This is a genomic window from Pseudomonas sp. G3-19 (genome assembly GCF_054855875.1).
This window is the reverse complement of record NZ_JBMPIQ010000003.1, coordinates 5,559,557-5,585,147: the sequence shown is the minus strand read 5'-3', so window position 1 is coordinate 5,585,147 and position 25,591 is coordinate 5,559,557. Positions and strand designations below refer to the sequence as shown.

Here is a 25,591-nt window from a genome sequence, read left to right as displayed (position 1 = left end):
GTACGTGGGACTCCTGGATATTGGGTCTGCGCTCGCCTTTGCGGCCAACAGTGCGCAATTGCATCGCATTCTAATAGCGACGACAATATCTGTTAACTGGATTATTAAGATAAGGGTTATCGGTTATATCGATATGCGATTTACTCTTCGTCAACTGCAAGTCTTCGTCGCCGTCGCCCAGCAGGAGAGCGTATCCCGTGCTGCGGGTCTGCTCAACCTCTCGCAATCGGCGGCGAGCACCTCGATCACCGAACTGGAGCGCCAGTCCAGCTGCCAGCTGTTCGATCGCGCCGGCAAACGGCTGAGCCTCAACGCCCTCGGCAAACAGCTGTTGCCGCAAGCGGTGGCACTGCTCGACCAATCCAAGGAAATCGAAGACCTGCTCAACGGCAAATCCGGTTTCGGCTCCCTCTCGGTGGGCGCCACCCTGACCATCGGCAATTATCTGGCGACCCTGTTGATCGGCGGCTTCATGCAGCGCCACCCGGAAAGCCAGGTAAAACTGCACGTACAGAACACTGCCAATATCGTGCATCAAGTCGCTCATTACGAAATTGATCTGGGTCTAATCGAAGGCGACTGCAGCCATCCGGATATCGAAGTGCAGAGCTGGGTGGAAGATGAACTGGTGGTGTTTTGCGCGCCGCAGCACCCACTGGCCAAACGTGGCAGCGCGACCATGGAAGAGTTGACGCACGAGGCGTGGATTCTGCGTGAACAGGGTTCCGGCACGCGCCTGACCTTTGATCAGGCCATGCGGCACCATCGCAGTGCGCTGAATATCCGTCTGGAGCTGGAGCACACCGAAGCGATCAAGCGCGCGGTGGAATCAGGGTTGGGGATTGGCTGTATTTCACGGCTGGCGCTGCGTGATGCGTTTCGACGCGGCAGCCTGGTGGCGGTGGAAACCCCGGATCTGGATCTGGCCCGGCAGTTCTACTTCATCTGGCACAAGCAGAAATACCAGACGTCGGCCATGCGCGAGTTTCTCGATCTGTGCCGCGCCTTCACCGCCGGGGTGCAGCGCAGCGACGAGATCGTCTTGCCGAGTATCGCTTAAAGCAGAATCACCGCCCACACCAGGGCAATCATGCTCAGGGCCACGAATTGCGCGGCGCTGCCCATGTCCTTGGCGTTCTTCGACAGCGGGTGCAGTTCCAGGGAAATGCGGTCAATCGCCGCTTCCACCGCCGAATTCAGCAACTCGACGATCAGCGCCAGCAGGCACACAGCGATCAGCAGTGCCTGTTCGACGCGACTGACATTCAGGAAGAACGTCAGCGGAATCAGCACCACATTGAGCAGCACCAGTTGGCGGAATGCGGCTTCGCCGGTGAAGGCTGCGCGCAGGCCGTCCAGCGAGTAACCGGAAGCGTTGAGGATGCGTTTCAGGCCGGTCTGGCCCTTGAAAGGTGACATAACGTAAAAACCAACCAGAAAGGAGTGGGAAAGCTAGAGCAACAAAAGTCAAAAAAGCGTGAAGACGCCAGCCTTTATTGGCTCGGAATTGACTCAAGTTGTTGCAGAAGTAATGCCGCCTGAGTCCGGGTGCGCACATTCAACTTGCGAAAGATCGCCGTGACGTGGGCCTTGATGGTTGCCTCGGACACGTTCAACTCGTAGGCAATCTGCTTGTTCAGCAGGCCTTCACAGACCATGGTCAGTACGCGGAACTGCTGCGGGGTGAGACTGGCCAGGCCGTCGCTGGCGGCTTTGGCTTCATCGGAGACACTGACGGCTTCGAACGCCTGCGGGGGCCAGAACACATCGCCATCGAGGACCTTGCGCACGGCTTGCTGAATCACATTCAGGTCGCTGGACTTGGGAATGAAGCCACTGGCGCCGAATTCCCGGGACTTGACCATGACCAAAGCTTCTTCCTGGGCCGAGACCATCACCACCGGAATCTGCGGGTACTGCCCGCGCAGCATGACCAGACCGGAAAACCCGAACGCGCCGGGCATGTTCAAGTCCAGCAGGACCAGATCCCAGTCGGATTTTTCGGTCAGGCGCGCTTCCAGCTCGGCGATGCTCGCCACCTCCACCAGTCGCACATCCGGGCCAAGGCCCAGTGTCACCGCTTGATGCAGCGCGCTACGAAACAGAGGGTGATCATCGGCAATCAGGATGTCGTATGTGGCCATTTTTCAAATGATCCTGTTTTTTGATGGCAGACCCGACGCATTCGGGCCTCGCCAAAGCAACTCGAGATACCGCCGCACAGCGCTATCCACAGGGGCACGTTCAACGCCAATCACGAGCAAACACGGCGTTTCAAACCTTGGCCGCACCCCAATCGGCGCCAAGCATGCCCAGCGTAGCCGGGGTGGTCAAGCAGCACGGCCGCCGCTGGGTGAAGTATGGGCCACTATGGGGCCAACACCGCTTGCGGCTTTCGTATATAAGGCAAGAGCTCGGCGTGGGCCGGAGTCGACTCGTTGAGCGGCAACTGTTGTTTGGCGCCCAGATAGTGCTGGCTGAACACATCGAAGTATGCGTCCAGCGCCGACGCTGCATCGCTGTCCCCGGCCAGTTCCAGGCACAAAGCCGCGACTTCGGCGGTGCACAGGTGCTCGCTGCGGGTCGAGCGGCGCAGGCGATAACGCGAGAGTCTGTCGGGCAGCAGGCTGAGAATCGGCAAACGGTCGAAGTACGGACTCTTGCGGAAAATCTTGCGCGCCTCGGTCCAGGTCGCATCCAGCAGGATGAACAACGGACGCTTGCTGCTATCGGGCACGACGGTGTTGGTCACCCGCGACGGTTCTACATATTCGCCGGGAAATACAAGGTACGGCTGCCATTGCGGGTCGTTGAGCAGCGCCAGCATCCGCGGGTCGGGTTCGGTGCGCGACCAGATGAACGCGTGGTTGTCGCGCACCACATCGGCGATCAACCAACCGGTGTTGCTCGGCTTGAACACTTCCTTGCCGGTCATGATCAGACACACACCGGAACGGGTTTCGACGGTCGGCCGCCAGGCGCACAGGCAGTGGCTGATGATCACCCGGCAGTCGCGGCAACGCTCGGAGCGAAAACCACGGGCCTGAATCGGCTTGATACCTTCGTCCTCGCGCTGGTCACGCAAGCGGGCTACGGCGTTGGGGGCATGATGGATCACGGGCAACGCCTTATGGCAGGAAAACTCGACACACACAGCACTCGGCAAGGCAATAAAGGGCGGCAGTTTACCAGAGCGACGAGCGCAAACCTGTACCGTCCCGACCGGCTCCCCTATAATCCGGCGCCACTGAACGCACAGCCACGGGGCTGGTCGAACCACCAGTCACTGAATCAGGAGAGTTTCATGCTGCGCCTTATCGTTCCTACCGCGGCCATCGCACTGGCGTTGTCCTTCAGCGCACAAGCGGCGTCCTTGAAAGAGCAGAATCTGAACAAAGAACTGCGCAACATCGCCGAACAAAGCAGCGTCGGCACGCCACGGGCGATCAATGAAGACATTCTCGATCAGGGCTACACCGTTGAGGGCGTTACCCTGATCAACCACCTGAGCGTCCAGGCCAGCCACGCCGAAAAGATGCGCGCTGACCCAAAAGCCGTGTATTTCCAGCTGGGTGCTTCGGTGTGCAATAACCCGTCGTACCGCAAGCTGATGGCCAAGGGTGCGATCATGCGTTACGACTTCAGTGAATATAAAACCAACAAGGCCATCGGCTCGGCCAGCTACCAGGATTCCGATTGCCCGAAAGCTGCCCCGGCGAAGAAGAAGTAATCATCGGGTATTGGCGCGCCGTTGTTCATCTTCGGCGCGCAATTCGGCCACCAGGGCCTGCAAGTAGCGAGAACGTCGTTCTCCACCTGCCAACCGACGGCAGCACTCCTCTTCGAGACTCACTTGATTGGTCTCGGCTGATGCTTTCAGCATCCGATACAACTGCGTATCGATTTCCAGAACCACTCTGGCCATCTCTCCCGCCTCCATGCCTGCTACCCGCGAATCCTTGAAAAGCGCGCACCCTGCGTACGGTTGCCGACTCAAAGCTGTCGTACAGTGCCTGTAGGTTAGTAAATCAGAGTGATTGCTCTACGGCGTACGTTCGGACGAGTGGTGAATATTCATTGCCAGCCAGCCCGCAACGGTTGCCAGGAAAGCCTGCGCGGCGTAAAGATCAACTCAGCGCAATGGCTCGCAAGGGTCTAGATTCAAAGTATTCCCGATCACCTGTTCACGGCAGAAAAAGGAGCTGCCGAGTGTGTGTTTTTTGCAGCGCGGCACTGACGCCGCACGTCAGGGCCACCCGCTCTGTGCAGAAGGAGACGTTGAATGCCTTACCAACCGAATGACCTGCTCAGCCGACATTTTCAGGAAAGCGGCCCCGACCTCATCAGCAAGGTCGAAGAACAGCTCAAGCAGATTTCCCCCGACAGCCCGAACCTGCCGATTTATCGCGACATGATCCTGACCGTGCTGCGCATGGCCCAAGAGGATCACAACCGCTGGAACGCCAAGATCACCCTGCAGGCCCTGCGTGAACTGGAGCAGGCGTTCCGGGTGCTGGAACAATTCAAGGGACGACGCAAAGTCACGGTATTCGGCTCGGCGCGCACGCCGGTCGAGCACCCCCTGTATGCAATGGCGCGTGAACTCGGCGCGGCCCTGACGCGATCAGACATGATGGTCATCACCGGTGCGGGTGGCGGGATCATGGCCGCCGCGCACGAAGGCGCCGGGCGTGACCACAGCCTCGGGTTCAACATCACCCTGCCCTTCGAGCAGCATGCCAACCCGACTGTGGACGGCACCGGCAATCTGCTGCCGTTCCATTTTTTCTTCACCCGCAAACTGTTCTTCGTCAAGGAAGCCGATGCGCTGGTGCTGTGCCCTGGCGGGTTCGGCACCCTGGACGAGGCACTGGAAGTACTGACACTGATCCAGACCGGCAAAAGCCCGTTGGTGCCGGTGGTGTTGCTGGATGCGCCGGGCGGAACATTCTGGCAAGGCGCCCTGGACTTCATTCGCCAGCAACTCGAAGAAAACCACTACATCCTGCCCACCGACCTGAAACTGATGCGTCTGGTCTATAACGTCGATGAGGCGGTGGAGCAGATCAACCAGTTCTACAGCAACTTCCACTCCAGTCGCTGGCTCAAGCGTCAGTTCGTGATTCGTATGCATCACAAGCTCAGTGACGTGGCGATGGCGCATATGCAGGAGGCTTTCGCCGATCTGTGCCTGAGTGACCAGTTCCATCAACACGCTTACAGCGGCGAGGAACATGACGAAGCGCAGTACAGCCACCTGGTGCGGTTGGCTTTCGCGTTCAATGCCCGAAATCATGGCCGTCTCAGGGAACTGGTGGATTACATCAACCTCCCCGAAAACTGGGCTCACACCCAACCGCAGACCGCCCAACGTGCACGTGAGCCATCAAAGGTAATTTGAAGGCAAAAAAAAACGGCCCGCTATTTTCATAGCGGGCCGTTTCTATTAAACCGACTTAATCGTCCATGCTTCTGCCGCTGAACAAGCGGTTGATCATCTCCATCGAAAAACCCCGATAGGCGAGGAAGCGGCCTTGTTTGGCCCGCTCCTTGGCGTCAATCGGCAAGTGTCCCGAGAACTTGCGTTGCCACGTCTCGCGAAGCTGCTCCTGCCAGTCGATACCGCTTTCACGCAGGGCAAGTTCGATATCGGCGCGTTGCAAACCACGCTGACCCAGCTCTTCGCGAATGCGCAAGGGGCCATAGCCGGAGCGGGCACGGTAGGAAACAAAGCTTTCAAGGTAACGGGCTTCGGAAAGCAGCCCCTCTTCCGTCAATCGGTCGAGGGCTGTTTCGATCATTTCCGCCTCAGCGCCGCGCTGACGCAGTTTACGCGTCAGTTCGACTCGACCGTGCTCGCGTCGAGCGAGCAGGTCCATGGCGGTTCGCCGCACCGCGACGAGGGTATCGAGTACAGCGGTGGTCATCGCTGCGATCAGATATCAGCGTCAGCCAGGTCGTCTTCGGTCTCTTTGACCGCAGAAGCCTTGGAGTCGGCGATCACCGCTGGGGACAGCAGTTTGTCACGCAGCTGCTTCTCGAGCTTGGCAGCGACTTCCGGGTTGTCTGCCAGGAACTTGGCCGAGTTGGCCTTGCCCTGACCGATCTTGGTGCCTTCATAGGCATACCAGGCGCCGGATTTCTCGACGAAACCATGCAGCACGCCCAGGTCGATCATCTCGCCATTGAGGTAGATGCCTTTGCCGTAAAGGATCTGGAACTCGGCCTGACGGAACGGCGACGCCACCTTGTTCTTCACAACCTTGACGCGGGTTTCGCTGCCGACCACTTCGTCGCCTTCCTTCACCGCGCCGGTACGGCGGATGTCGAGACGGACCGAAGCGTAGAACTTCAGCGCGTTACCACCGGTGGTGGTTTCCGGGCTGCCGAACATCACGCCGATCTTCATGCGGATCTGGTTGATGAAGATCACCAGGCAGTTGGCGTTCTTGATGTTACCGGTGATTTTACGCAGCGCCTGGGACATCAGACGGGCTTGCAGGCCCACGTGCATGTCACCCATTTCGCCTTCGATTTCAGCCTTCGGTACCAGTGCAGCCACGGAGTCGACGATGATCACGTCTACTGCGTTGGAGCGCACCAGCATGTCAGTGATTTCCAGCGCCTGTTCACCGGTGTCCGGCTGGGAAACCAGCAGGTCGTCGACGTTGACGCCCAGCTTGCCGGCGTACTCAGGGTCGAGGGCGTGTTCGGCGTCGACGAAGGCGCAGGTCGCGCCGGCTTTTTGAGCCTGGGCGATCACGGACAGCGTCAGTGTGGTTTTACCGGAAGATTCAGGACCGTAGATTTCAACAATACGGCCTTTTGGCAGACCGCCGATGCCGAGTGCGATGTCCAGACCCAGAGAGCCGGTGGAGATAGCCGGGATCGCCTGACGGTCCTGATCGCCCATACGCATCACGGCACCCTTGCCGAATTGACGTTCGATCTGACCCAGGGCCGCAGCCAAGGCTTTCTTCTTGTTGTCGTCCATTAAAGTCCTCACGTAATCAATAAGGCCTGACGGCCAACACCTGTATAAGTAGCCAGTATTATTCCACAGCGTTCGCGGATCGCCTACCCCTGATTTTCGATTTCTCGTGCCGCTAGTCGCAACAGCCCCTCTAGCGCGGCCTTCACCGTTTGTCGGCGGACTTCATCGCGGTTGCCGGGGAAGTGCTGAACCTCACTGGAAACCGCATCGCCCACGCCCCAGGCCAGCCACACCGTGCCCACCGGTTTGTTCGGTGTACCGCCATCGGGCCCCGCCACGCCGCTGACCGCCACGGCAAACCGCGCCAGACTGTGCTTCTGCGCACCACGCACCATCGCCTCGACGACTTCGCGACTGACCGCACCCACCGTGCCGAACAATTCGGTGGGGACATTCAGTTGCCGGGTCTTCTGCCGGTTGGAGTAGGTCACGTAACCGGCCTCGAACCACGCCGAGCTCCCCGGAATCCGCGTGATCGCTTCAGCAATCCCGCCACCGGTACACGACTCGGCCGTGGTGACGTGGGCGTTGAGCAACTGCAAACGTCGGCCGAGCTCGGCAGCCAGTTGAGTGATCTCTTTCACGGTGCGCTCCGGATCGGATGGAATGACTACCACCGTACACGACCCGGTTGCGCTTTCAATACACAGACTCATTCAAAATGTTCGGGCGCCAGCGCTCTGACATAGGCCTGACAGGCCTGCAAGGCAATCAGTCCGCGGTCACCGGTGTCGGTGATGGCGATAATTCGTTGAGCATGCGCCGGGTCAAGTCGGGCGCGTACGGCTGCATGATCCACGCCGCCGGGGCCGGTGGCGGCTGGCACCCCGCAGCCTTGGGCAGCGTCGCCGGCGTCGATGAGGACTGACAGGCGCAGATCAGCAGTGGCAAGACGATCGCGCAGGCGATCCTGATCACGTTGGGCATCACTGAGTGCTCGATAGTGGGTTTGTTCACTGGCCGCGAGGCGTTGCTCAAGGGCCAGACGTTTATCCTGCTCGACCTGCTGCGCGCTGGCTGCGGCCACATTCAGCTGATTGAGAGTGTCGGCGTTTAACCGCGCCTGCTCCGCGAGTTGTCGCTCGTAACGCCAGTCCTGAAACTGCCAGGCCAACGCAGCGCCCCCCAAGGTCAGCAACAAAAAGCCGGTTAAACGCCAGGAGACGGACATAGCACCGCCCTCGCCCGCGCCCAGATGTCGAGCCGATCCTGCAGGCCATTCAACCCGCCGTTGATTCGGCGGGTGATGCTGTTGAACTGGTCGCGGTCGGCCAGATCGTTCAGGCCGTTCTGTTCCCAGAACCATGCCGCCGATTCCGCTGCCCATTGCGGTTGCTCAAGCAATTCCGGCAAGGACAGCAAGCGCTCATCGCCGAATAGGCCGAGGCTGCACTGCCGATAGTTGCTGCGCCCGGTGATCTGGATCAGCCCGCGACCGCGGTATTTCTGCCCATCGCCGTCGGCCTCGGGCGTGTTGCCCAGACGTAACGCCAGCGTGCCAGTGTCGTATTTGCTCAGGTACTGGTTGTTGCCCAGCTCGCGCACGTATTGCAACTGGCCCGACTCGTGACCGATCTGCGCAAGAAACGCGGCGATGCGTTTTGGCGAGTCGATATGGCGGCGATTCATTGCGTTATTCAGTGCAGAAACAAAAACGCCCGCTTGGGAGCGGGCGTTGGGCATGATGGTTTTAAGGTTGTCTTCTGTTATTTGCATGATGCGTAATCCTCCCTGGATGCTCCGATTGAATCATGGTTGACGGACAACGGCCCCCAGCCATTTTTTTGCCAGAGTTGTCAGGGTGTTGTTGGGTACAGATTCTTCGAGTGCGTCATTCAATGGCAGTACTTGCCCGCCGGTTAACAGCCATTGCTGATACTCAAGCCAGTCGCGATTGGTCGTGTCCTGCGGAATAAACGCGGCATCTTCAACGCGCAATACACCACAGGCGGTCAGTTGATATGTCATGAGCTACCCCTAGATTTCTGCGTCCGCTGTCCATTCAATCTGCAGCCCGTTACCGGGCTGACTGCTCACAGGCGTCACGGTACCGATAGCGAAACTTCGCTGTGTCACACTTTGCACAGTGGTCCCCGTGCAAGCCACTCCCTGCGAATAGTTCCAGACCTGACTGCTTTCATTTCCAGGGCAATACAGAACAACGGTGGGTTGCACTCTCTTCTGAGCCTGCATGTCTATGACCATGCCGTATTGACCGGTATTCCCGGCCGCAGCCTGAGTGAACGTAACGATGCAGGTTCCGACACCATTGTTTGCACGAATCTGTAAACGACTGGCAAAGGACTTCTCGAAGTAGCGCTGACACAACATCAGCTCTTCACCAACCGGGCGGTATTCGAATGGCGTGGAAACCGGTCCTTCCTCGAGTTGAACCCGCGCAAGATCCACAGTTTGCAAAACGTTAAGTGGCAGATCAAAAGCCAACCTCAAGTAATCATTGGCACCGAGCATTTTCCCAGCGATCACTGGCACCTGAAATGTTGCGCTGAATTTGGTCCATGCAGTGCTCAATGCAAAGACATCGACCACTTTGACGACGGCTTCCGAACCACCGTTGCCGAAGTACTGACCGATGGTTACCTTCAACGGGCGCGCGGCGTCGGAGCGCGCCCAAAATGTTACGGTGGCGGTTTTTCCAGCCAGAGTCCTGACGGATTCAACGCTTTGGGAAATCTTGTGCTCGGTAGCGCCAACGCCCGCCGTGGTTTGCTGCCAGCGCAAGAAATAGCTCGGCTCACCCGCCACGTCTGTCTGGCCAGGGGCAAAATCCTGGCGAGAGATGGCCACGGCAGCATTGCCATTCCAGTCGCAACGAAAACGATCGGCTACATACCCACCAATATTGGGGCCTTGGTTGGTCGTTCCGCGCTGCCAGATATCGAAGCCGCCATTGATCAGCACATTCCGGCGATACACCTGCGCCGGAAATTGCTGCAGTGGATCAGGCTTCGATAATTGGCGGATCGCCTGCGCCAACTGATCGGTTTGTGCTTCATCAGGTTTCAAACCGGCTGCGGTGATGGCGTTGAGTATTTCCTGAGTAACACTGTTGCCCCAGCTCGCCGGGATCAGCGATCCGGGCAGGCCGGCGATGGCGTCTTCATTGACGAACTTGCCGTTCACCAGCCCGACGCTGGGAACGCTTTTTGGATAATCCATGTATGTTTCCTCTACGGCTCAAACCGCATTTGCCAACCAACGCGGCGCTACAGGCCGATGCTCGCTGAAAGGAAAAAAAGAACCCTGCGGCCAGTCGCGCAATTCGCGGCGATAGGTTTGCAGCTCGGCATATTGCTCGCTGGTCAGCGTCGTGCCACCGCCGTCTTCAAGCTCATCACGATCACGTGCAACCAGACCATCGGTGGCAGCCAGTTGTGCTGTACGCCAGCGACGTTCAGCATCGGCCGCTTCTTCTGCCGAATAAGGTGGTGGATCAACCAGAGTCGGATAACCGCTATCCGCGTGCACGCCGACCACTTTTGCACTCACAGCCAGTTGCTGCAGCAGTGAGATCCAATAGGCCTGGGGAATTTCAATGACGTCATCCGGAATATCCGATGAGTTGATAGCGGGAACATAAACCCCACGGGTGCTGGCGCTGAACAAGACATTGAACGGATTCATTTAATAACCCTTTGCAAAGAAGTTGATACCCCAACCTGCAGACACTTCGCCGCTGTAGCTTCGAACTTTCAGACGGCACCCCTGCTTCGACGCAGAGTTCGCGTACATGACGACCATCGCTCCATCGCCTCCTACGTGCATGGCGATGATCGAAGAAAACGCGGTAGGGAAAGAGATCGGAAAGACGACGTTGACATCGCCATTGGCATCCGTCGTGCCAACACCCCATTGATCGATATTGCCGCTGGCATAACGCTGGTAGCCAATGTTGCCGTACACACCGGAGTGCGCCGACGCATATCGATCACTCACCGAGCCGCCATAGAGGCGCCACTGTCCCGTGAGTTTGATCAGGTAGGCAGTGTCACCAATACCCAACTTGAGCGGGCCGGATGTGCCATTACAGGTGAGAAGCCCATCGTTACCGGAAGGATTGACGGTCAACACGCCGGTACCTGCGTTGATTACGTGAATGGTGCTCGCATGGGCCACACCATTGGTAGACGGCAGCGTCGCAGTCAGCGCGCTGGCACTGGAGAAACTCGCGACACCGCCAATATTCGCAGCGTTCAATACCGTGCTGGCGGCGTAAGAAGCAAAACCGGAGAACTGTAATCCCGCCCGCGTAACAAACTCAGTGGTGGCCATCGACTGATCATTGGAGAACTGCGGTGAAGTCAAAAACAACTTGTTGCTGCGTAATGCGGTTAACACCTGATCATCTTTCGCTTCCGTCGGAGCGGTGCCGCCAGCATTGATGATATTCAACAACTCTTGGGTAACGCTGTTGCCCCATTTCGCCGGAATCAACGACCCCGGCTTGCCGGTCAGCGGGTCTTCATCGACAAACCGGCCGTTGACCAGACCGGCACTCGGGACACTGTTTGGGTAGTCCACGGTACTTCTCCTTGTGTGTGAGTCAGGTGTTTACTGCTGATTCGGGCGCAACCGGCCAGGTAATTTCGTCAGGAAAACCAGCCTGTTTTTCGATCCGGTTCAGCTCGACGCTGTAGAGCTTCCATTCGATCAGCAGCAGTTGTTCGTCGTGGCTGGCATCGCCAATATCCTCGGCGTATTGCAGCGGGGCGATGCGCAGGACGGCGTCGCGCAGCAGTGCGTCGCGCTGGCCGAGAGATTGCTGTCTGACGCTCGCTAAACGAGCCTGCTCATCCAGCACCCAGGCGTTGTCGCGCCAGATGTGGAACTCGCCTGGCCATGGTTGCGCGGTCAGGGTGTCAGGCAACTCACCCAGCTCGGTCCAGATCTGTTGCGCGCCGCCGTCCTTGCGATAAACCATGCCACGGCGGTCGATCACCTCACGCGGTACGCCGTTGATCAGTGCCCAGCTACGACCGGTTTCCGGCTCAGGCAACTCGTACGCCAGCTCAACAGCATTACCGGGTAACTGGATGCCAATGCCCGGCGTGACAATGAACTCGACAGGCCCGGACAGAGCGCCCGAGCCATCAAATAGATAATTGAACATGAAGTGCCTCAGATGAGTTTGATGCGGCCGGGATAGGCGATGTTGCGCGGGCGGGATTTGAAGGCGTAGAGCAAAACTCCTGCGGTATCCCTCTGGTAAGTGGTATTCACCGGAAAGATCGGGCCGCCATTGACCAGCCCTGTAACGTATTGCGGTTCTTCCCGGGTATCCGCGCCAAAACTGGTCAGGCTATCTGACCAGTACGCGCCCACAGCGCCTGCGCCATTGGCACCTTGCGCATAGGAATGCGTCGATCCAGTCTGAAAAGTACCCATCGCCCGCCCGGCATCCACACCACGACCTTCATCCAGAACCCGCAGAAATTCCCCTCGCCCTTCGGGACCACGAAAGGTCGTCGCACCGTCACCCGTGGTCCATTTCCCCTCGGAGCCCACGCGTAAGGCTTCAGTCCCCAGCATTCCCGATTGCTGGGCGTGATCCCACAGCCACGGCCATTCCGCACGCTTCATCACGGTGCCATTCAATGCACCGTATCCACCGGGACTGAGCATCAGGGTCGTCTCGAAAAACGGCCGCCCCAATGGCGTATTGTCGAAACGACCGACCGGCCACCAACTCCCCGCCCCATCACTGCGCAAATGCCACCAGTCACCGCCGCCCATCAATACGAAGAACGGATAACCGCTGGCCGACAGATGGGTGTGAAAACGAATCCCGTCGGTACCTGAGGCCTGGATGACCATGCGATTACCGCTGTTGTCCACCCGCCGAACAATCACGTCGCGCACACCGAGTGCGGCGTTGGCCGGTGGCAGCAGCAAAGTCACAGGTCCCGGGCTGCCGTCTATCAGCACCAGGCCAAGCTCGGCCTCGGTCAGGGTTTTCGACGCGGCCAGTCGGGTGATGACCGAACGCATCGGGCTCGCTCTGCCGATGATCGACTGAATCGCCTTGTACAACTGCCCGGTATCGGCTTCAGCAGCCACCAACCCGCTGCCGTTAATCACACTCAGGATCTCCTGAGTCACGCTGTTGCCCCACACCGCCGGAATCAACGAACCCGGCGTGCCTGCCACAGGGTTTTCATCGACAAAGCGGCCATCGACCAGGCCGACGCTGGGGACGCTTTTTGGATAATCCATAGTTAACTTTCCTTTACCTGGAACATTGATGGGCGATGCCGACAATGCAGCATCCATTCACTCGGCAGTCATCCAGGCAGGCTTTTTCGGTCGAGAGCGTTTGGAGGGGAATTTCTTCGCCTGGGGCCACTTGCGTAGCGCCTGCAGGTAATTCAGCAGGGTCAGATATTCAGAGTCGGATAGCGTGGTGGCTTTCATCAATTCCACTTCGTCCCGATGGCGATCACGCAACCAGACCACGCGATCAAATTCCTTGTCGCGCCATGCCTTTGCTTCGATCAGCGCTTCCTCGCCTGAAAGGGGCGTCGACTCGATCAGTATCGGCAGACCTTGCTCGTCATGGGACCGCTCGGTTCCGGCTGCAGGGTTAGCAATAACCGACTCGTAACGCTCGTCGTCAATTTCAACGGCATCGCCCGGGAGGCTCGTGTGATAGCCCGACAAATAAGTGTTGCCAGTGGTGCGGCTATAGAAACGTTTCATTTCAGTTCCCCACTCCCAGCACAGTGACAAAACCGGTGCCACCGGAATTACTCAAAACCTGCACCTGGCTAGAATCAAAATAGGTCACCAAGGGTGGAGTGGTGATATCGAAATAGGGTGCGTTTCCGCCGTGCGAATAACTCGCCCAAGTAGCGGCACACTGGGTCTTGAAAGCCACCGGCCAAGGTTGGGCAGCATAGGTTTTATCTGCAGCAATGGTGATCAGGACCCACTGGATCATGAAGCCCCCCAACCAACTCGGAAAGGCGATATAGCCGTTCGCGCCAATGCTGTAGGAAACACCAAACCGGAGCTTTTTCGGTGTGACGATGGCGGTGTCGTCAGTCCCCGCATTGACTTGGCTTTGGGTCGCGATCCGCGCCCAGCCTAAAACCGTTTCAGTGGCTTGAACCACTTTCTTTTCGATCGCTTGGAAAACGCGCTGCGGCGTCATCAGACGGCTGCTGCTGGTACCTGCTTCGGCCTCATCCTTGCTCGCCAAAGAATCATTTTTGTTCTTCTCGACAATCGTCGAAATCGCCAATCTCAGTTGCGTGCTGTTACCCTCGTCAGGCACAAGTCCGGCGGCAGTGATCGCGTTGATGATTTCATCGGTAACGCTGTTGCCCCATCGCGCCGGAATCAGCGACCCCGGCGTCCCGGTCAGCGGGTTTTCATCGACAAATTTCCCATTCACCAGACCGGCACTGGGCACACTCTTCGGATAATCCATCCCGTCATTCCTCCCTAGTCATAATTGATGTGCACTTTGGTATGCGCCGGCGCACTGCGGTGGATCAGGCACTCCAGCGCCGAGCCCGGGTTGACGCCGAAGCGCTCGCCCCAGTAGCTCGCACCATAGCGCCGGCCGAGCAGCAGGCGGCCGCCGGTGTTGAGGGTCCACATGAATTGCGCTTCCCAGGTGCCCCAGTGCGCTGCGCCAAAACGCGAGCGGCCCATGCGCGGGGCTTCGTGCTCGGTGATGCTGGCGTTGGGGTAGCCCTGGCTTTTGGCGATGTCGAGGTAGTAACCGACGGCCTGGCTGCCGACCGCGAGCAAGCGCCGGCGCACGGCGAGGCGGCGGTCGTCGAACAGCGGTGTGGCGCCCAGGCACGGGTCGGGCAGCTCCATCACCCGCTCCCAGTCCGGCACCAGTTCGCTGACGCCCGCCGGGTCCATCTCGTTGAGCAGGTCGGCAGCGCGGGCGTCGAGGCGCGCCAGTTCGACGGCGACGCCTTGCAGCACTTCCTCAAGTTCCGGGACGCGTTCCGGGTCCCACGCCGGGCCGCTCGGCAGCAAGGCGCGCAGCTGCGCCTGATATTGCGCGGCGGTTCTTATGCCCCCCATACGCAACCTCCGAAGGTCAGCAGTTCGCTTTGCCCGGCAGGCACGTCAGCGGCCGGCGCGGTCAGCGTGTGATCGTACTCACCGCCGGCGCTGCTGATGGCTTCGCGGATATGGCTGATCAGCAGCGGCACACCCAGATCGGCCTCGCGGTTGTGCAGGTCGCGCAGTTGCGCTTCAACGGCGGCGCGCACAGCAGTGGTGTCCGGGTTGACGCTCTTGAAGCGATACACCACCGGCACCTGAATCGGCCGCTGCACGTGTACTTCCGCCGTCACCGGACGCAGCGGTTCGATGTACTCCTGAACCTCCGCCAATTGCTCATCGTTGGGCACCGGTTGCGGGTCTTCGTCACGCATGATGAACACCGTCACTGTGCCTGGCCCGAGCAGGCCGCCACGACACCAGGCGCGCGTCACACCTGGCACTTCCAACGCCCAGGTCTCGTAGTCGCTTGCCGAACCGCCGTGGGGGATCACGCGATAAGAACGGATCACCCGCGAGCGCAACGACTCCAGGCTTTCTCGCGCCACGCCACCACTGAGGCCGGGCGCGAGCACCACAAAACTGTTGCCGACCACGCCGGCGATCGGCTGCACCGGGTTCAGCGCCAGACCGGCGTCGGCATTGCCCAGGCTGCCAGCATCCAGCGCCGCGATGGTGGTGGTGTTGCTGCCATTGACGGTGGTGCGCGCGGTGGTGACTTTGTAGGTACGGCCATCGCTCGCTTGCAGCAGCGTGTCGACATCCAGCACCGCACCGGCGGTCGCGGTAAAACTGACGCTGCCGGTGGCGAATTGCGCCGGTTTGCGTGGCTGATTAAGGCGCAGCGCGGCGATGCGTTCCAGGGTCGATTCGTCGGCTTTGTCCGGCAAAATCTGCTCGGCAATCCAGTCGAGATAACCGTACAGGCCATACGCGGCGCCACCGAGGGTGCGGGCCAACACTTGCGCATCGGACTGGCGCAGCGAATCGCCGGCCAGGTCGCTTTGGGTGCGCTTGATCAGCACCGGCAGCGAAGGGGTTTCAAACGGCATAGATCACCTGCCAACTGTTATCGGGGTTGATGTCCAGACGTTCGCCGTCGGCCAGGGTCAGGACCGTGCGCAGGTTCAGGCGCTGGGCGTCGAGGCGTTCGCTGATGATGTCGATGGCGCTGCAGTGGCCGTCGTCGATCAGCCATTGCAAGGCTTCGCGGGCATAGAACTCGGCGTCCATCTGGGTCTGTCGAGTCAGCTTGACCCGACGCAAAAGCCACAGCCGCGAACCGATGCGATCGTCGGCGACGGTGGGAAAGCTGTCGCCCCACCAGCCGAAGCGCTCCTCGTCGTCGAGGGCGTCGTCATCGGCGGCGCGGCGCCAGGTGAACAGGCTGATGAGCACGGCGCGGGTCAGTGCGGCGTGGAGGTTCTGGCTGACAAGCATTATTTGCCTCCTGCCGGCGCACCGGTCTGGCCGCTACCGGCCTGCACGCCAACGTGCAGGTGTTTGATCTGGCTGATGCCGCCGGCGAGTTGGTCGCCGGTGGAAACGATCTTGCCGGTCTGGTTGATCACCGGCGTGTCGAAGTTCACCGCGCTGCTGGCGCGGATGTTCAGGGTGGCGGTTTCGATGTCGATGATCCGCCCGCGCTTGAAGTGAATTTTGTCGCCCTCGTCGGTGTAGATCGCCACTTCGCCAGAGGCCAGCGACTGCAAGCGATAGCGGCGGTCGGCGACCACCAGGGCGATGGCGTGAGACCGGTCACCGCCGAGAAACGTGACGATGCCTTCGGCGCCGGCCAGCGGGTTGCTGGTGAAACCGTAGGGTTCGAAATGCTCCATGTCGTCGTTCACCTCGCCGGCGGTGAGGCGCATTTGCAGCGATTGCAGCTTGGATGCCGAATGGGCGAGCACGACAGTGCCGCGCGCCAGCAGGCGTGTCAGTAGGCTCATGAATTGTCCTCAGGGAGCAGACCCGACACGGACAACATGTGGGAGCGGGCTTGCTCGCGAAAGCGGTGGGTCAGTCAATGGGATGTTGGAGCTGCTGACGCTTTCGCGAGCAAGCCCGCTCCCACAGGGGTTCGGTGTCAGGCTCAGGTTTTTTTCGGAGGCGTGGGATCAGGATCGAAGGTATGCGGTGGCGCCACTTGCAGCGTGGTCACCGAGCCTTGCGCCGAGAGCGAATAGGTGACTTTGGAGATCAGCATGTCGCCGTCGAAACCGAGCACCGGATCCGTGACCTTCACCAGCGTGTTGTGGCGCCACAGATCGCCATTGGACTGACGCCAGCCCTGCACCTGATAGGTGGTGGTCTGCGCCCGGCCCATGCGGGTGGCGCTTTCCCATTGGGCGCGTTGCTGGGCCAACTCGAACGTCAGCGCGGTGCCCTCGTTGATGATCGTGGTGCGGCGGCGCTTGAAGCTCAGATCAGCCGCGCTGGATTGAACCTCGCTGACGGCCGCCCCGCTCTTCTTGTCCGAGCCTTTCTGCTGACCGATCACTCGGTATTCAGAAAACACCTGGCTCTGATCCATCGGCGCGTTCGCCGACAGAATGTTCTTGCCCAACTCCAGCGCGTCACTGGCCCGACCACCACTACCGGGCTTGGCCAGCACCAGCCGGCCTTGCTCGTCATCAGTGGAAAACACCCGGAACAGCGAGAGCAGACGATCGATCGACTGGAACACCGTTTCGCCCGGCACGATGGTGTGTTTGGCGAGCCGCGCGGTCTCGGGAATTTCGTTGACCACGTACAGCGAGTATTCCGCCGCCAGAGCCTGGACGATGCTCAGCAGCGGTTGCTCCTGCCATTGATTCGGGCGGTTGGTGGCTGCGCAATCGACCAGATCCTGAGTCTTGGAACTGCCCTCGATGCTCAGGCTGATCTGGCGTCCGTCGTAACTGATCGGGGCCTTGAACACGTAGCCGGTGAGCACCAGGTCCTGGCCGATTTTCACTTCGCACGGGTCACCCGGTTTGATCCGTTGATCCACCGTCTGCCCCGGCCACTGCCAGGTGATGTCGAGTTTGAAGGTGCGGAACTGGCGCTCAAGATCGGCGGTGATTTCCACGCTTTTCCAGCCGCCGTATTCCATGTTGTTGACGGTCAGCGTGACACGGTTGTCTATCTCGCTCATGGTTTACTCCCCGGAGACTTTCACTTCGTTGGGTGAGAAACCGGGATGGGTGATCCCGTTGCGTTGAGTGATTTCCGTGACCCGCGTCGCATCGCCAAGGTACTTGTAGGCCACCACCAGTGCCGGAAAGCTTTCCTGGAACGACTTGCTGACTTGCCGCACACCCGACGACGCGACGGCCTTGAGGTGCGCAAGCAGCGCCTCTTTCACATCGGTGATGGCTTGGTAGTGCGCCGGGTCGGCCTTGTCCAGCATCGGGTTGATCGCCACCGCCACGGCGTCACGCAATGCCTGCATGTCGTCACTGACCGGGACTTCCTGGCGGGTCACCGGGCTCGTCGCCTGCTGCCCTACCGTAGGTGTCGATGACAGTTTCACCGGGCTTGTCGCCACCGGCATCGACGCCACCCATTGCGCGACTTTGACCAGCACCGTGTCCTGCACCAGATCGGCCATGGCTTGTGCCGCCGCGTTGGTGTCCTTGCCGGTGGTGATCTTCGGCGCATCAGCCTTGCGGATGGCTTCGAGTTGTTGGGACACGTCGGCAATCACGCCACGGTAGCCCTCCTTCGCGAATGCCTTGAGTTCCTTGATATCGCCGAGCAAGCCTTTGAACTCCGCCGCCACTTCCTTGGGCAACTCCTTGACCGCTTTGACCAGTTCGGTGATCTGCCGATACTGCTCGATCAGCGGTTTGAGCTGCTCTTTGATCACCTCATACACGCCGGTCAGGCTGTTGCGCAGATTGGCGATGCCGATCCGCGCAGCCTTGATCAACGTCATCGCCTGCTCGAAGCGCGCCACCGCCGACCCCAACAAAGTGTCAGCCTTGGCCAACAGAACTTTTTGCGTACTGACCGTGGCGGTCGGAAACGGCAACGGCCGGTCCGGGTAAAACTTCAGACTGAACGTCACCAGCCCGCCGTCCTGGCGGGTGTGGGTCATGTCGCATTCGCCGACCTTGACTTGCAGGCGTCCGAGCCACGGATGCACCAATTCACCACTGCCCGCCTCCAAGGCCTTGAGCAGCTTGTCGCGCTGCTCCAGGCAATCGGCGCCGATGATGAACGCCGTCAGATCGTGGGTTTTGGCCTGCTGGCCGAGATCCTCGAAATACGGCAGGTCGCGTTGCGGGTATTCGTGCAACTGACCTTTGCGACCGACCGGAGTTTTCGCCTGATCGATCCAGAATCCGACACCGCGAAACGATGCCGGCAACAAGCGGTCACGCCAGTTCATTGGAACCTCCTGCCGACAGCGAGCGATAGCCGATGCGCGAAGACAGCGCCAGGCCCGGTTGATTGCTTTGCGGTTGATCGGTGCGCAGCCCCGCCGGTGCATTTTCGAAGCGCACGGTCAGGCCGCCTTCGAGTTGCGTACGGTTGTTGGCCGCGCTTTGCTGGATCAGGGCGCTGGAGGTTTGTGGCAGCGATCCGCCTTGCAGCGTTCCGTTTCCAGCAGGGGCGCTACTCGCGCCAAAGAATGCCGGCGCCAGCTCACCCTTGCCTTCGGCATTGGTCTGGCGCTGCGCCTGGGTCAGAGTTTCGACCTTGCCGGTGACCTTGGCGATCAACCCGGCGAAACCTCCGTCGAACAGCTCCTTGATCGGCGCGATGACGGTTTGCAGCTTTTGCCACAACTCGCCGAACCACCCGACAATCGGCCCCCAGCTCTCGATGATCTGATCCAGAGGTTTCCATTCGAACAGGGTGTGCAGAAAGTCCACGACCGGTGCAGACGCCGCCAGCACAACATCCCACAGCGCCGAAAAGACTTCGCCGACCGGCTGCCAGTACTGCGCAATCTGCTCCAGCGGCGACCACTCGAACAGGCTGCTGAAAAAGCCTTTGACCCGCTGCACTGAGGTTTGCAGTGCCGTCCAGATCGGTTCGAAGTACCCGACGACACCACCCCAGGCGCTGGTGATCATTTCCATCGGGAAATAATCGAACAGTGCCCGCAATGTATCCCGGGTGCTTTGCACCGCCGATTGCAGAGTCGTCCACAGCGGCTGGAAGTACGCAACAACTCCGCCCCAGGCGCTGGTGATCATCTGCATGGGCGAGAAATCGAACAACGACACCAGAAACTCTTTAGCCGGTTGCGCGACTTTTCGCAGGCCATCGAACATCGGCTCGAAGAACCTGACAACGCCACCCCACGCACTGTTGATCATTTGCATCGGCGAGAAGTCGAACAGGTTTCTGAGGAACGCCATCACCGGCACACTCAAGGCCTTGAGCAGTTCCCAGATCGCCGAAAACAGCCCCGTCAGCGGCGCCCAGTTTTCCAGGATCATGCCGGCGGGCGTCCACGAGAACACCGATTTGAAGAAGTCGATGACCGGCGCAGTGACGGCTTTGACCTCGTCCCACATGCCCGAGAAGAATCCCACGACCGGTGACCACAGCGCCGCCAGTGCATCCAGTGGTCGCCAGTCAAGAATCGAGCGCAACGTCGCCATCGCACTCGCACCGATGTTTTTCACGCCTTCCCACATGCCTTTGAAGAACGCACTGATCGGCGTCCAGTTGGCATAGATCAAACCGGCCGCCACCGCGATGCCCATGGCGATGAGCATGATCGGATTGGTCTTGAGCACCATGCTCATGACATCGAACACTTGCGTGGCGCCGGTGACCGCGGTCTGCATCGCCGAGAAGGCGATAGCCCCCGCAGCCAGGCCTTCCACCAGTTGCGGGTTCTCGGCAAGCAGGCTGGCGACCTGAGTCAGCATTGGCTCAAGCCCGACGACCAACGCACCGACTGCCGGCACCAGCGCCGCGTCAACAGCAGCGGAAACCTTTTCCATCGACGCACTGAACACGTTCATGTTTTGTGCAGCGACTTTCGGCGCCGCAGGCAGGTCGACGGTTTTCGCCGTCTCGCTGACTTCAGTCAATTTGCCCTGAAACGCTGCCGCCGATTTGATCCCGTCCACGAACGGCGTGATCACGCTGCCGCCCTTGAACAGACCGCTGATATCCAGTTTGCCGAGGCCGGTCTGTTCGAGATTTTTCTTGAAGCTCTCGACCTTTACTCGCAGGGCGCCGAGTTTGGGCGACAGTTCATCGATGCCCGTGATCAGCACCGGTGTTTGCACTTTCTTTTCTTCGTCTGCCATCACTGCACCTGCTGCATCGCATTGATCCGTTGCGCGTGCTCCAGCGATTCGCGGAGCACATCCAGTGGCCTGGCCATCATCTGTTCGGGGTCAACCTTCCAGAACCAGGCCAGGTCATAGGCGACTGCGATCAGGTCGGTGATGGCTCCGACGCCGCACTCATGAAAAAACTCGCAACGGCCCAGCTCAGCGCGTTGAGGTCAGCCAGATCGAGCTGGTTGACCGACGACGGCGGGATGCCGGCGCACACGGCGATGTATTTGGCCGCCACGTCCATGTCGAGGCTGACTTCTTCGCTTTTGTCGATCTTGTACGGCAGCGCCTTGATCGCTCGCACTTCCTGCACCGTCGGACGGCGCAGGACGAGTTCGGTCAGGGGCTCGCCGTGAGCTTCGATCGCAACCTGAAGCTTCACGGCGCCGCTCATTGCCAGGTCCCCTTGATGCCTTCGAATTTCAGTTCGATGGTGGCGTCGTCGCCCTTGGAAACCGGCTCTTCGACCAGATAGGCACCGGCCAGCACGTAGACTTTGCCGTTGCTGAATTCGCAGGTAACGGTGATGTCGGTGCCTTCGATCAGCTTCTTCAGCGGGAAGTCGGCGGTGTGCAGCGCGGTCACTTTGAACGACGGCGCGACGTCGGTTTCCTTGTAGAAACCCGGTACGACGGTTTCGCGTTTGACGGCCATCAGCGGGGCTTCGCAGCCGCCGTTGATAGTCAGTTGTGCACCGTCGACTTTGACGTAGCAGGTGCCTGCAATCACTTGACCCATGGTGTTACTCCCTTCAAATAAAAAAGCCCACCGGAGTGGGCTGAATGCTTACGGCCAAACGCGGCGATCAGGCCGCGTCGTCGTATTGCAGACGGAATTGGTTGAGCAGTGCGAACACGCGCAGACCGTTGATGTAATCCGGCGGGAACAGCACGTTCACGCGGCTCGGGTCCTGCACGTCGCGCTCGACGATCAGGTGCTCGGCGAACAGCTCGGCGTTCTCCACGTGGCCTTCCAGTTCCAGCTTGGCGTACTGCGCGATCAGCTCGCCGCGAATGGTCGCCGGAGTGACGATCGGCTGGCCGGCGCCGAAACGGGTGCCGTCGGAAGCCAGTTTGTGCCGGCCGTACTTGCTGGTGATCACGCTTTGCAGACGACGCACGATGAACGCCGACTGGTGCATGGTTTCGCTGTCCAGGTAGGAGTTGTCAGCCTGACCGTAAGCGTTCTTCTGGTAGGTGGTGATCGAACGCTGAATGCGCACGTAACCGCCTTCGTAGTACGCGGTGGCAATGCCGTAGTTGAGCAGCGATTGACGCTCGGTCAGGGTGAATCGCTCGCTGGCCGGCGCCGGATCAACACCCGGCAGGCTGCCGCTTTGGGTCGGACGGCTGGCATCGGCGGAGATGAACACCGCGGTGCGCGCAGCCAGTGCGGCAGCTTGTACCCAGAACGGTTGCGGTACGCCCGGCTCCAGCGCCTGGATGGTCATGTGCTGATCGTTACGTGCCTGGCCAGCAGCAACCAGGGTGCCGACGGTGCCGCGCTTGGCGCTGTAGACGTGACCGAACAGTTGCTTGGCCCAGGACCAGCGACCGGTGCTGTCATCCATCACTGCTTGCCAGGTATTGAGGGTCGACAGATCCGACCACGGCAGAGCGATGAACTCGAACGGCTCGTCGCCCAGTGCAGCCACGGCTGCGACCTGGTCCGGTACACCGGCGCCGCCGGTCATGGCGGTGATCGCAGTGGTCAGGCCGGCCGGGGTTTCTTCGCCGTTGCTCTTGCCCAGGCGATTGAACTGCAGGCTGATGTCGTTACCACTGTCGCCGGTCCATTTGGCGGTCAGAGTGACCACGCCTTCGGCAGCCGCAGCGCTCACCGGCAGATCGGCGGTGGCGTTGATTTTCTGTGCCAGTGCGGTAGCCGCTTGAGCAGCGGTGGCACCGTTGACCACGGTGGCCTGCACACGCACACCAGCGACGTACAGGTTGAGCACGCCAGCCTGAGTCGCAGTGCCAGTCAGGGTCAGCACGCCTTTGGCGATGGCGCCTTCAGTGTTGTGCAGCGGCAGGCACCAGATCTCGCCGATCGGGTCGGCCTTGCGGAAGGTCTCGTACATCGAGGCGAGCATCGAGCCCTGACCGCCGATGCTTTTTGCCAGCGCGACGCTGGAGACCAGCACCAGTTTGCCGACTTCGGTCGGGGCGATGTTGTCGTTGACCTGAGCGACGATCAAACGGCGCATGGCCGAAGTCGCGCTATTGGCGGCCGAGTTGTCCATTTCGGCATAGAACAGCGGTACACGAATGTCCGCGGGGATGTTGCTGAATCCGATCGCCATTATTTGGCTCCCTGTGCTTTGACTTTTACGGTTTTTAGAGTGATATCGCCGTCGGCCAGACGTCGGCGCCACCAGGCGCTGTCCAGCACTTCACGGCCTTCTTTGGGCAGCAGATCGCCCGCTTCCGGGTCAGGCACGGCACGGCCAGCGGCCGGCAGTACGGTGATGCGATTGCTCATGGGGTTACGTCTCCAGAGAAAGTCAGTTCCACGCGCCCGTCAGGGCCCGGGTGTTTCAGATTGGGGTCGGCCGGGTCGATCGCATCGACCCGCACGGTGACCCCGGTAAAGGACGACAAACCGTCCAGTTCACGTTCGTGCCAACTCTCCGCAGGCTGACTCGGCAGATTGCGGCCGAGCTGGAACTCGGTAAAAAAGCGCAGCCGATAGAAGGCCCGGCTGCTGTTGATCGAGACCATCTCGCCGCCGTCGTAGACGATGGCGCTGTAGTCGGTGCCCGGTTTGAATCCCACCAGCGCGCGCCACAGTTCGGCGCGCAGGTCGTGCAACAGATCCAGCGCTTTTGTGCTGTCGCTGGCGTCGAGCGCCAGGACGATTTCGAAGCGGTCGCGGATCGGTTGCGCGGTGAGGTTTTGTGCGGTGCTGGTGCTGGCGAGATCCGCCAGGGGCAGAACATGGGCCGAGGGTGTCGGCAGATCGGCATTGCCTTGCAGCAACGCCAGGTCGACACCCACCGCAATGCGGTTGGCAAGGTTTGGGCATTGCGCACGCAGCTGCGTGAGGATCGGGGTGATCTTCATGGTGGTGTTCCAGAGTTGAAATGAGTTGCAGAAAACACCGCGAATCCCCTGTAGGAGTGAGCCTGCTCGCGATGGCGGTGCCACATTCACAATCAATGTGCCTGACACACCGCTATCGCGAGCAGGCTCACTCCTACAGGGGACTCGTGGGTGTGAGATCAGTCCTTGGCTTCGGCTTTCGGGTCGAGGCACGCGGCATCGATCACACAGCGATAGCTGTTCTCGCGATTGCCGCTGGCGGTGACTTTTTCGATCGACCAGCGCCCACGCATGAAGTCCGGCCAGGTCTCATCGAGCAGCACAAGGCCTTCGGCGGCCAGCAGTGGATTGCCGGGGCAGGTGATTTTCACCTTGTATTTTTGCCGGAGCATCTTGCGCACTTCGCCTTCGCCGACGGCGATCGCATCGGCTTCGCTGGGTTGTTTCTGGCGCAGGGTCTTGAACGGCGCAAGCCCCGTTTCAACCCAGCGCAACACACCTGCAGCGCCATCCCAAAAACAGGTCTTGCAACCCTTGGTCTGCTCGCGGGCAGACTCCTCCAGCGTGGCGCTGACGAACGCGTGATCGCCGGGACGGTTGTTGCTGGTCACCGACAAGGTCACGTCCGCCAGCACCTGGCCCGACAACGATTTGGTCTGGCCGGGACGGGCCAGCACGTACACGTCGTTGTAGGGTTTGGTCACCGCGTTGTACTTTTTCGCCAGGCGCGTCAGAAAGCTCATATCGGTTTCGTTGGACTGGTCGACGTGCTCGATTCTGATCATCGCCACCTCGGGCGCGACGCGCGGTGAAAAGCCATGGCTCGACACCAGTTTGCGAAACAGCGCACCCAAGGTGGTCGGGCCATGACTGGCCGTGCGACGTTGCTTGAAGCCCGTCTCATCATCCTTGCTGAACGGCGCCGCCGTGGCCACCAGCGTCAGGCGGAACGGGAACAGCGTCGGCGTCAGGCGCGTCACTTTGAACTGGCCCTTGTCGACCATTCCCGACTCCAGATAACCGACCTCAAGGCCGATTTTCCCGCCCAGATCCGGCAGCCCTTCGAGGCCTTCAAGATCAATCGTCAACGTCAGTTGATCGGACTCGAAACCGGCAGCGTCGATGTGTTCCCAACTGATCAGGCGTTGATTGAGCAGGGCCGAATGGGCCCCGTAGAGTCTTACCGCCGGGGTGAAACCCAGTGTCATGCAACCTCC

The 25,591-nt window shown here is 60.0% G+C and carries 33 protein-coding genes; 3 read left to right on the top strand and 30 right to left on the bottom strand.

From position 1 onward, the window contains the following. Positions 1–133 precede the first annotated feature (133 nt). Positions 134–1,060, top strand: coding sequence for a LysR family transcriptional regulator (locus tag ACOYXI_RS25425; RefSeq protein WP_007964377.1), 927 nt, complete (start codon positions 134–136; stop codon positions 1,058–1,060). Here the strand turns inward: ACOYXI_RS25425 and ACOYXI_RS25420 are convergent. The 3 genes from ACOYXI_RS25420 to ACOYXI_RS25410 form a co-directional block, all read right to left on the bottom strand. Then, positions 1,057–1,419: a diacylglycerol kinase gene (locus ACOYXI_RS25420; RefSeq protein WP_003222276.1), complete on the bottom strand. Its 363-nt coding sequence runs from the start codon at positions 1,417–1,419 to the stop codon at positions 1,057–1,059. The two genes, ACOYXI_RS25425 and ACOYXI_RS25420, sit on opposite strands and share 4 nt — an antisense overlap. Before the next feature lie 74 nt (positions 1,420–1,493). Then, positions 1,494–2,144, bottom strand: a complete 651-nt coding sequence (erdR, locus tag ACOYXI_RS25415) for a response regulator transcription factor ErdR (protein WP_225137741.1) — start codon at positions 2,142–2,144, stop codon at positions 1,494–1,496. 224 nt (positions 2,145–2,368) lie between these two features. Beyond that, positions 2,369–3,115 (bottom strand): tRNA-uridine aminocarboxypropyltransferase, encoded by a 747-nt coding sequence (locus tag ACOYXI_RS25410; RefSeq protein WP_177408950.1) that lies wholly within the window; start codon positions 3,113–3,115, stop codon positions 2,369–2,371. A 189-nt stretch (positions 3,116–3,304) separates the two neighbouring features. Between ACOYXI_RS25410 and ACOYXI_RS25405 the strand changes: the two genes are divergently transcribed. Then, on the top strand, positions 3,305–3,730 hold the full coding sequence (locus tag ACOYXI_RS25405) for a PA3611 family quorum-sensing-regulated virulence factor (RefSeq protein ID WP_027611088.1): 426 nt from the start codon (positions 3,305–3,307) through the stop codon (positions 3,728–3,730). Here ACOYXI_RS25405 and ACOYXI_RS25400 read toward each other — a convergent pair whose 3' ends face one another. Beyond that, positions 3,731–3,925 carry a hypothetical protein gene (locus ACOYXI_RS25400; protein WP_027611087.1) on the bottom strand — a complete coding sequence of 65 codons (195 nt, stop codon included), beginning with the start codon at positions 3,923–3,925 and terminating at the stop codon, positions 3,731–3,733. Between the two features lie 357 nt (positions 3,926–4,282). On the opposite strand from ACOYXI_RS25400, the gene ACOYXI_RS25395 reads away from it, so the two are divergent. Then, positions 4,283–5,401 (top strand): LOG family protein, encoded by a 1,119-nt coding sequence (locus tag ACOYXI_RS25395; RefSeq protein WP_098967521.1) that lies wholly within the window; start codon positions 4,283–4,285, stop codon positions 5,399–5,401. Between the two features lie 55 nt (positions 5,402–5,456). Here the strand turns inward: ACOYXI_RS25395 and recX are convergent, their stop codons facing one another. The 26 genes from recX to ACOYXI_RS25265 all read right to left on the bottom strand — a co-directional run bounded on the left by recX (position 5,457) and on the right by ACOYXI_RS25265 (position 25,582). Beyond that, positions 5,457–5,927: a recombination regulator RecX gene (gene recX / locus ACOYXI_RS25390; RefSeq protein ID WP_027611085.1), complete on the bottom strand. Its 471-nt coding sequence runs from the start codon at positions 5,925–5,927 to the stop codon at positions 5,457–5,459. Positions 5,928–5,935: 8 nt separating this feature from the next. Then, positions 5,936–6,994, bottom strand: coding sequence for a recombinase RecA (gene recA / locus ACOYXI_RS25385; RefSeq protein WP_003222269.1), 1,059 nt, complete (start codon positions 6,992–6,994; stop codon positions 5,936–5,938). A gap of 83 nt (positions 6,995–7,077) precedes the next feature. After that, on the bottom strand, positions 7,078–7,578 hold the full coding sequence (locus ACOYXI_RS25380) for a CinA family protein (RefSeq protein WP_096795871.1): 501 nt from the start codon (positions 7,576–7,578) through the stop codon (positions 7,078–7,080). Positions 7,579–7,646: 68 nt separating this feature from the next. Further along, positions 7,647–8,165, bottom strand: a complete 519-nt coding sequence (locus ACOYXI_RS25375) for a lysis system i-spanin subunit Rz (protein ID WP_098967519.1) — start codon at positions 8,163–8,165, stop codon at positions 7,647–7,649. Beyond that, a complete protein-coding gene (locus ACOYXI_RS25370; RefSeq protein WP_134785566.1) occupies positions 8,144–8,710 on the bottom strand; it encodes a glycoside hydrolase family 19 protein in 567 nt (188 codons plus the stop codon). Before ACOYXI_RS25370 ends, ACOYXI_RS25375 begins: the two co-directional genes overlap by 22 nt. Positions 8,711–8,743: 33 nt before the next feature. Beyond that, positions 8,744–8,962 (bottom strand): hypothetical protein, encoded by a 219-nt coding sequence (locus tag ACOYXI_RS25365; RefSeq protein WP_098967518.1) that lies wholly within the window; start codon positions 8,960–8,962, stop codon positions 8,744–8,746. 9 nt (positions 8,963–8,971) lie between these two features. Continuing rightward, entirely contained in the window at positions 8,972–10,174 is a 1,203-nt protein-coding gene (locus ACOYXI_RS25360; protein WP_134785565.1) for a carbohydrate binding domain-containing protein, read from the bottom strand. Between the two features lie 18 nt (positions 10,175–10,192). Continuing rightward, positions 10,193–10,639 (bottom strand): tail fiber assembly protein, encoded by a 447-nt coding sequence (locus ACOYXI_RS25355; protein ID WP_134785564.1) that lies wholly within the window; start codon positions 10,637–10,639, stop codon positions 10,193–10,195. Beyond that, positions 10,640–11,536, bottom strand: coding sequence for a gp53-like domain-containing protein (locus ACOYXI_RS25350; RefSeq protein ID WP_097086502.1), 897 nt, complete (start codon positions 11,534–11,536; stop codon positions 10,640–10,642). Positions 11,537–11,558: 22 nt separating this feature from the next. Further along, positions 11,559–12,125, bottom strand: a complete 567-nt coding sequence (locus ACOYXI_RS25345) for a tail fiber assembly protein (RefSeq protein ID WP_134785563.1) — start codon at positions 12,123–12,125, stop codon at positions 11,559–11,561. Positions 12,126–12,133: 8 nt separating this feature from the next. Next, positions 12,134–13,228, bottom strand: a complete 1,095-nt coding sequence (locus ACOYXI_RS25340) for a phage tail protein (RefSeq protein WP_266275767.1) — start codon at positions 13,226–13,228, stop codon at positions 12,134–12,136. A gap of 57 nt (positions 13,229–13,285) precedes the next feature. After that, complete coding sequence (locus ACOYXI_RS25335; RefSeq protein ID WP_134785562.1) at positions 13,286–13,711, bottom strand: phage tail assembly chaperone; 426 nt, start codon at positions 13,709–13,711, stop codon at positions 13,286–13,288. Between the two features lies 1 nt (position 13,712). Beyond that, positions 13,713–14,444 (bottom strand): hypothetical protein, encoded by a 732-nt coding sequence (locus ACOYXI_RS25330; protein WP_041072249.1) that lies wholly within the window; start codon positions 14,442–14,444, stop codon positions 13,713–13,715. Positions 14,445–14,458: 14 nt separating this feature from the next. Then, the gene (locus ACOYXI_RS25325) at positions 14,459–15,058 is read right to left on the bottom strand and encodes a YmfQ family protein (RefSeq protein WP_007964344.1); all 600 of its coding nucleotides are present in this window, start codon (positions 15,056–15,058) and stop codon (positions 14,459–14,461) included. Further along, the gene (locus ACOYXI_RS25320; protein WP_134785561.1) at positions 15,046–16,092 is read right to left on the bottom strand and encodes a baseplate J/gp47 family protein; all 1,047 of its coding nucleotides are present in this window, start codon (positions 16,090–16,092) and stop codon (positions 15,046–15,048) included. Before ACOYXI_RS25320 ends, ACOYXI_RS25325 begins: the two co-directional genes overlap by 13 nt. Next, entirely contained in the window at positions 16,082–16,480 is a 399-nt protein-coding gene (locus tag ACOYXI_RS25315; RefSeq protein ID WP_007964342.1) for a phage GP46 family protein, read from the bottom strand. Before ACOYXI_RS25315 ends, ACOYXI_RS25320 begins: the two co-directional genes overlap by 11 nt. Continuing rightward, entirely contained in the window at positions 16,480–16,989 is a 510-nt protein-coding gene (locus ACOYXI_RS25310) for a phage baseplate assembly protein V (protein ID WP_461675436.1), read from the bottom strand. Before ACOYXI_RS25310 ends, ACOYXI_RS25315 begins: the two co-directional genes overlap by 1 nt. Positions 16,990–17,132: 143 nt before the next feature. Next, entirely contained in the window at positions 17,133–18,176 is a 1,044-nt protein-coding gene (locus ACOYXI_RS25305) for a phage baseplate assembly protein (RefSeq protein ID WP_027611070.1), read from the bottom strand. 3 nt (positions 18,177–18,179) lie between these two features. After that, complete coding sequence (locus ACOYXI_RS25300) at positions 18,180–19,415, bottom strand: DNA circularization protein (protein ID WP_210558057.1); 1,236 nt, start codon at positions 19,413–19,415, stop codon at positions 18,180–18,182. Continuing rightward, positions 19,402–21,300, bottom strand: coding sequence for a phage tail protein (locus ACOYXI_RS25295; protein ID WP_461675435.1), 1,899 nt, complete (start codon positions 21,298–21,300; stop codon positions 19,402–19,404). Before ACOYXI_RS25295 ends, ACOYXI_RS25300 begins: the two co-directional genes overlap by 14 nt. 130 nt (positions 21,301–21,430) lie before the next feature. Then, positions 21,431–21,727 (bottom strand): phage tail assembly protein, encoded by a 297-nt coding sequence (locus tag ACOYXI_RS25290; RefSeq protein ID WP_003222226.1) that lies wholly within the window; start codon positions 21,725–21,727, stop codon positions 21,431–21,433. Beyond that, positions 21,724–22,071, bottom strand: coding sequence for a phage tail tube protein (locus ACOYXI_RS25285; RefSeq protein ID WP_007964335.1), 348 nt, complete (start codon positions 22,069–22,071; stop codon positions 21,724–21,726). Before ACOYXI_RS25285 ends, ACOYXI_RS25290 begins: the two co-directional genes overlap by 4 nt. A 67-nt stretch (positions 22,072–22,138) precedes the next feature. After that, positions 22,139–23,635, bottom strand: coding sequence for a phage tail sheath subtilisin-like domain-containing protein (locus tag ACOYXI_RS25280; protein ID WP_041072261.1), 1,497 nt, complete (start codon positions 23,633–23,635; stop codon positions 22,139–22,141). Further along, positions 23,635–23,814 carry a DUF2635 domain-containing protein gene (locus ACOYXI_RS25275; RefSeq protein ID WP_027611066.1) on the bottom strand — a complete coding sequence of 60 codons (180 nt, stop codon included), beginning with the start codon at positions 23,812–23,814 and terminating at the stop codon, positions 23,635–23,637. Before ACOYXI_RS25275 ends, ACOYXI_RS25280 begins: the two co-directional genes overlap by 1 nt. Then, the gene (locus ACOYXI_RS25270; RefSeq protein ID WP_134785557.1) at positions 23,811–24,395 is read right to left on the bottom strand and encodes a phage tail terminator protein; all 585 of its coding nucleotides are present in this window, start codon (positions 24,393–24,395) and stop codon (positions 23,811–23,813) included. Before ACOYXI_RS25270 ends, ACOYXI_RS25275 begins: the two co-directional genes overlap by 4 nt. A 158-nt stretch (positions 24,396–24,553) precedes the next feature. Beyond that, the gene (locus ACOYXI_RS25265; RefSeq protein WP_210558064.1) at positions 24,554–25,582 is read right to left on the bottom strand and encodes a phage late control D family protein; all 1,029 of its coding nucleotides are present in this window, start codon (positions 25,580–25,582) and stop codon (positions 24,554–24,556) included. Positions 25,583–25,591 lie beyond the last annotated feature (9 nt).

Coding starts and splice junctions, on each gene's coding strand:
- ACOYXI_RS25400 (WP_027611087.1), bottom strand. CDS start 3,925: ATGGCCAGAGTGGTTCTGGAAATCGATACGCAGTTGTATCGGATGCTG.
- ACOYXI_RS25425 (WP_007964377.1), top strand. CDS start 134: ATGCGATTTACTCTTCGTCAACTGCAAGTCTTCGTCGCCGTCGCCCAG.
- recA (WP_003222269.1), bottom strand. CDS start 6,994: ATGGACGACAACAAGAAGAAAGCCTTGGCTGCGGCCCTGGGTCAGATC.
- ACOYXI_RS25295 (WP_461675435.1), bottom strand. CDS start 21,300: ATGGCAGACGAAGAAAAGAAAGTGCAAACACCGGTGCTGATCACGGGC.
- ACOYXI_RS25355 (WP_134785564.1), bottom strand. CDS start 10,639: ATGAATCCGTTCAATGTCTTGTTCAGCGCCAGCACCCGTGGGGTTTAT.
- ACOYXI_RS25325 (WP_007964344.1), bottom strand. CDS start 15,058: ATGGGGGGCATAAGAACCGCCGCGCAATATCAGGCGCAGCTGCGCGCC.
- ACOYXI_RS25365 (WP_098967518.1), bottom strand. CDS start 8,962: ATGACATATCAACTGACCGCCTGTGGTGTATTGCGCGTTGAAGATGCC.
- ACOYXI_RS25395 (WP_098967521.1), top strand. CDS start 4,283: ATGCCTTACCAACCGAATGACCTGCTCAGCCGACATTTTCAGGAAAGC.
- ACOYXI_RS25265 (WP_210558064.1), bottom strand. CDS start 25,582: ATGACACTGGGTTTCACCCCGGCGGTAAGACTCTACGGGGCCCATTCG.
- ACOYXI_RS25285 (WP_007964335.1), bottom strand. CDS start 22,071: ATGGGTCAAGTGATTGCAGGCACCTGCTACGTCAAAGTCGACGGTGCA.
- ACOYXI_RS25290 (WP_003222226.1), bottom strand. CDS start 21,727: ATGAGCGGCGCCGTGAAGCTTCAGGTTGCGATCGAAGCTCACGGCGAG.
- ACOYXI_RS25345 (WP_134785563.1), bottom strand. CDS start 12,125: ATGTTCAATTATCTATTTGATGGCTCGGGCGCTCTGTCCGGGCCTGTC.
- ACOYXI_RS25340 (WP_266275767.1), bottom strand. CDS start 13,228: ATGGATTATCCAAAAAGCGTCCCCAGCGTCGGCCTGGTCGATGGCCGC.
- ACOYXI_RS25405 (WP_027611088.1), top strand. CDS start 3,305: ATGCTGCGCCTTATCGTTCCTACCGCGGCCATCGCACTGGCGTTGTCC.
- ACOYXI_RS25270 (WP_134785557.1), bottom strand. CDS start 24,395: ATGAAGATCACCCCGATCCTCACGCAGCTGCGTGCGCAATGCCCAAAC.
- ACOYXI_RS25315 (WP_007964342.1), bottom strand. CDS start 16,480: ATGCTTGTCAGCCAGAACCTCCACGCCGCACTGACCCGCGCCGTGCTC.
- ACOYXI_RS25275 (WP_027611066.1), bottom strand. CDS start 23,814: ATGAGCAATCGCATCACCGTACTGCCGGCCGCTGGCCGTGCCGTGCCT.
- erdR (WP_225137741.1), bottom strand. CDS start 2,144: ATGGCCACATACGACATCCTGATTGCCGATGATCACCCTCTGTTTCGT.
- recX (WP_027611085.1), bottom strand. CDS start 5,927: ATGACCACCGCTGTACTCGATACCCTCGTCGCGGTGCGGCGAACCGCC.
- ACOYXI_RS25370 (WP_134785566.1), bottom strand. CDS start 8,710: ATGCAAATAACAGAAGACAACCTTAAAACCATCATGCCCAACGCCCGC.
- ACOYXI_RS25330 (WP_041072249.1), bottom strand. CDS start 14,444: ATGGATTATCCGAAGAGTGTGCCCAGTGCCGGTCTGGTGAATGGGAAA.
- ACOYXI_RS25305 (WP_027611070.1), bottom strand. CDS start 18,176: ATGAGCGAGATAGACAACCGTGTCACGCTGACCGTCAACAACATGGAA.
- ACOYXI_RS25320 (WP_134785561.1), bottom strand. CDS start 16,092: ATGCCGTTTGAAACCCCTTCGCTGCCGGTGCTGATCAAGCGCACCCAA.
- ACOYXI_RS25335 (WP_134785562.1), bottom strand. CDS start 13,711: ATGAAACGTTTCTATAGCCGCACCACTGGCAACACTTATTTGTCGGGC.
- ACOYXI_RS25300 (WP_210558057.1), bottom strand. CDS start 19,415: ATGAACTGGCGTGACCGCTTGTTGCCGGCATCGTTTCGCGGTGTCGGA.
- ACOYXI_RS25280 (WP_041072261.1), bottom strand. CDS start 23,635: ATGGCGATCGGATTCAGCAACATCCCCGCGGACATTCGTGTACCGCTG.
- ACOYXI_RS25360 (WP_134785565.1), bottom strand. CDS start 10,174: ATGGATTATCCAAAAAGCGTTCCCAGCGTCGGGCTGGTGAACGGCAAG.
- ACOYXI_RS25420 (WP_003222276.1), bottom strand. CDS start 1,419: ATGTCACCTTTCAAGGGCCAGACCGGCCTGAAACGCATCCTCAACGCT.
- ACOYXI_RS25310 (WP_461675436.1), bottom strand. CDS start 16,989: ATGAGCCTACTGACACGCCTGCTGGCGCGCGGCACTGTCGTGCTCGCC.
- ACOYXI_RS25375 (WP_098967519.1), bottom strand. CDS start 8,165: ATGTCCGTCTCCTGGCGTTTAACCGGCTTTTTGTTGCTGACCTTGGGG.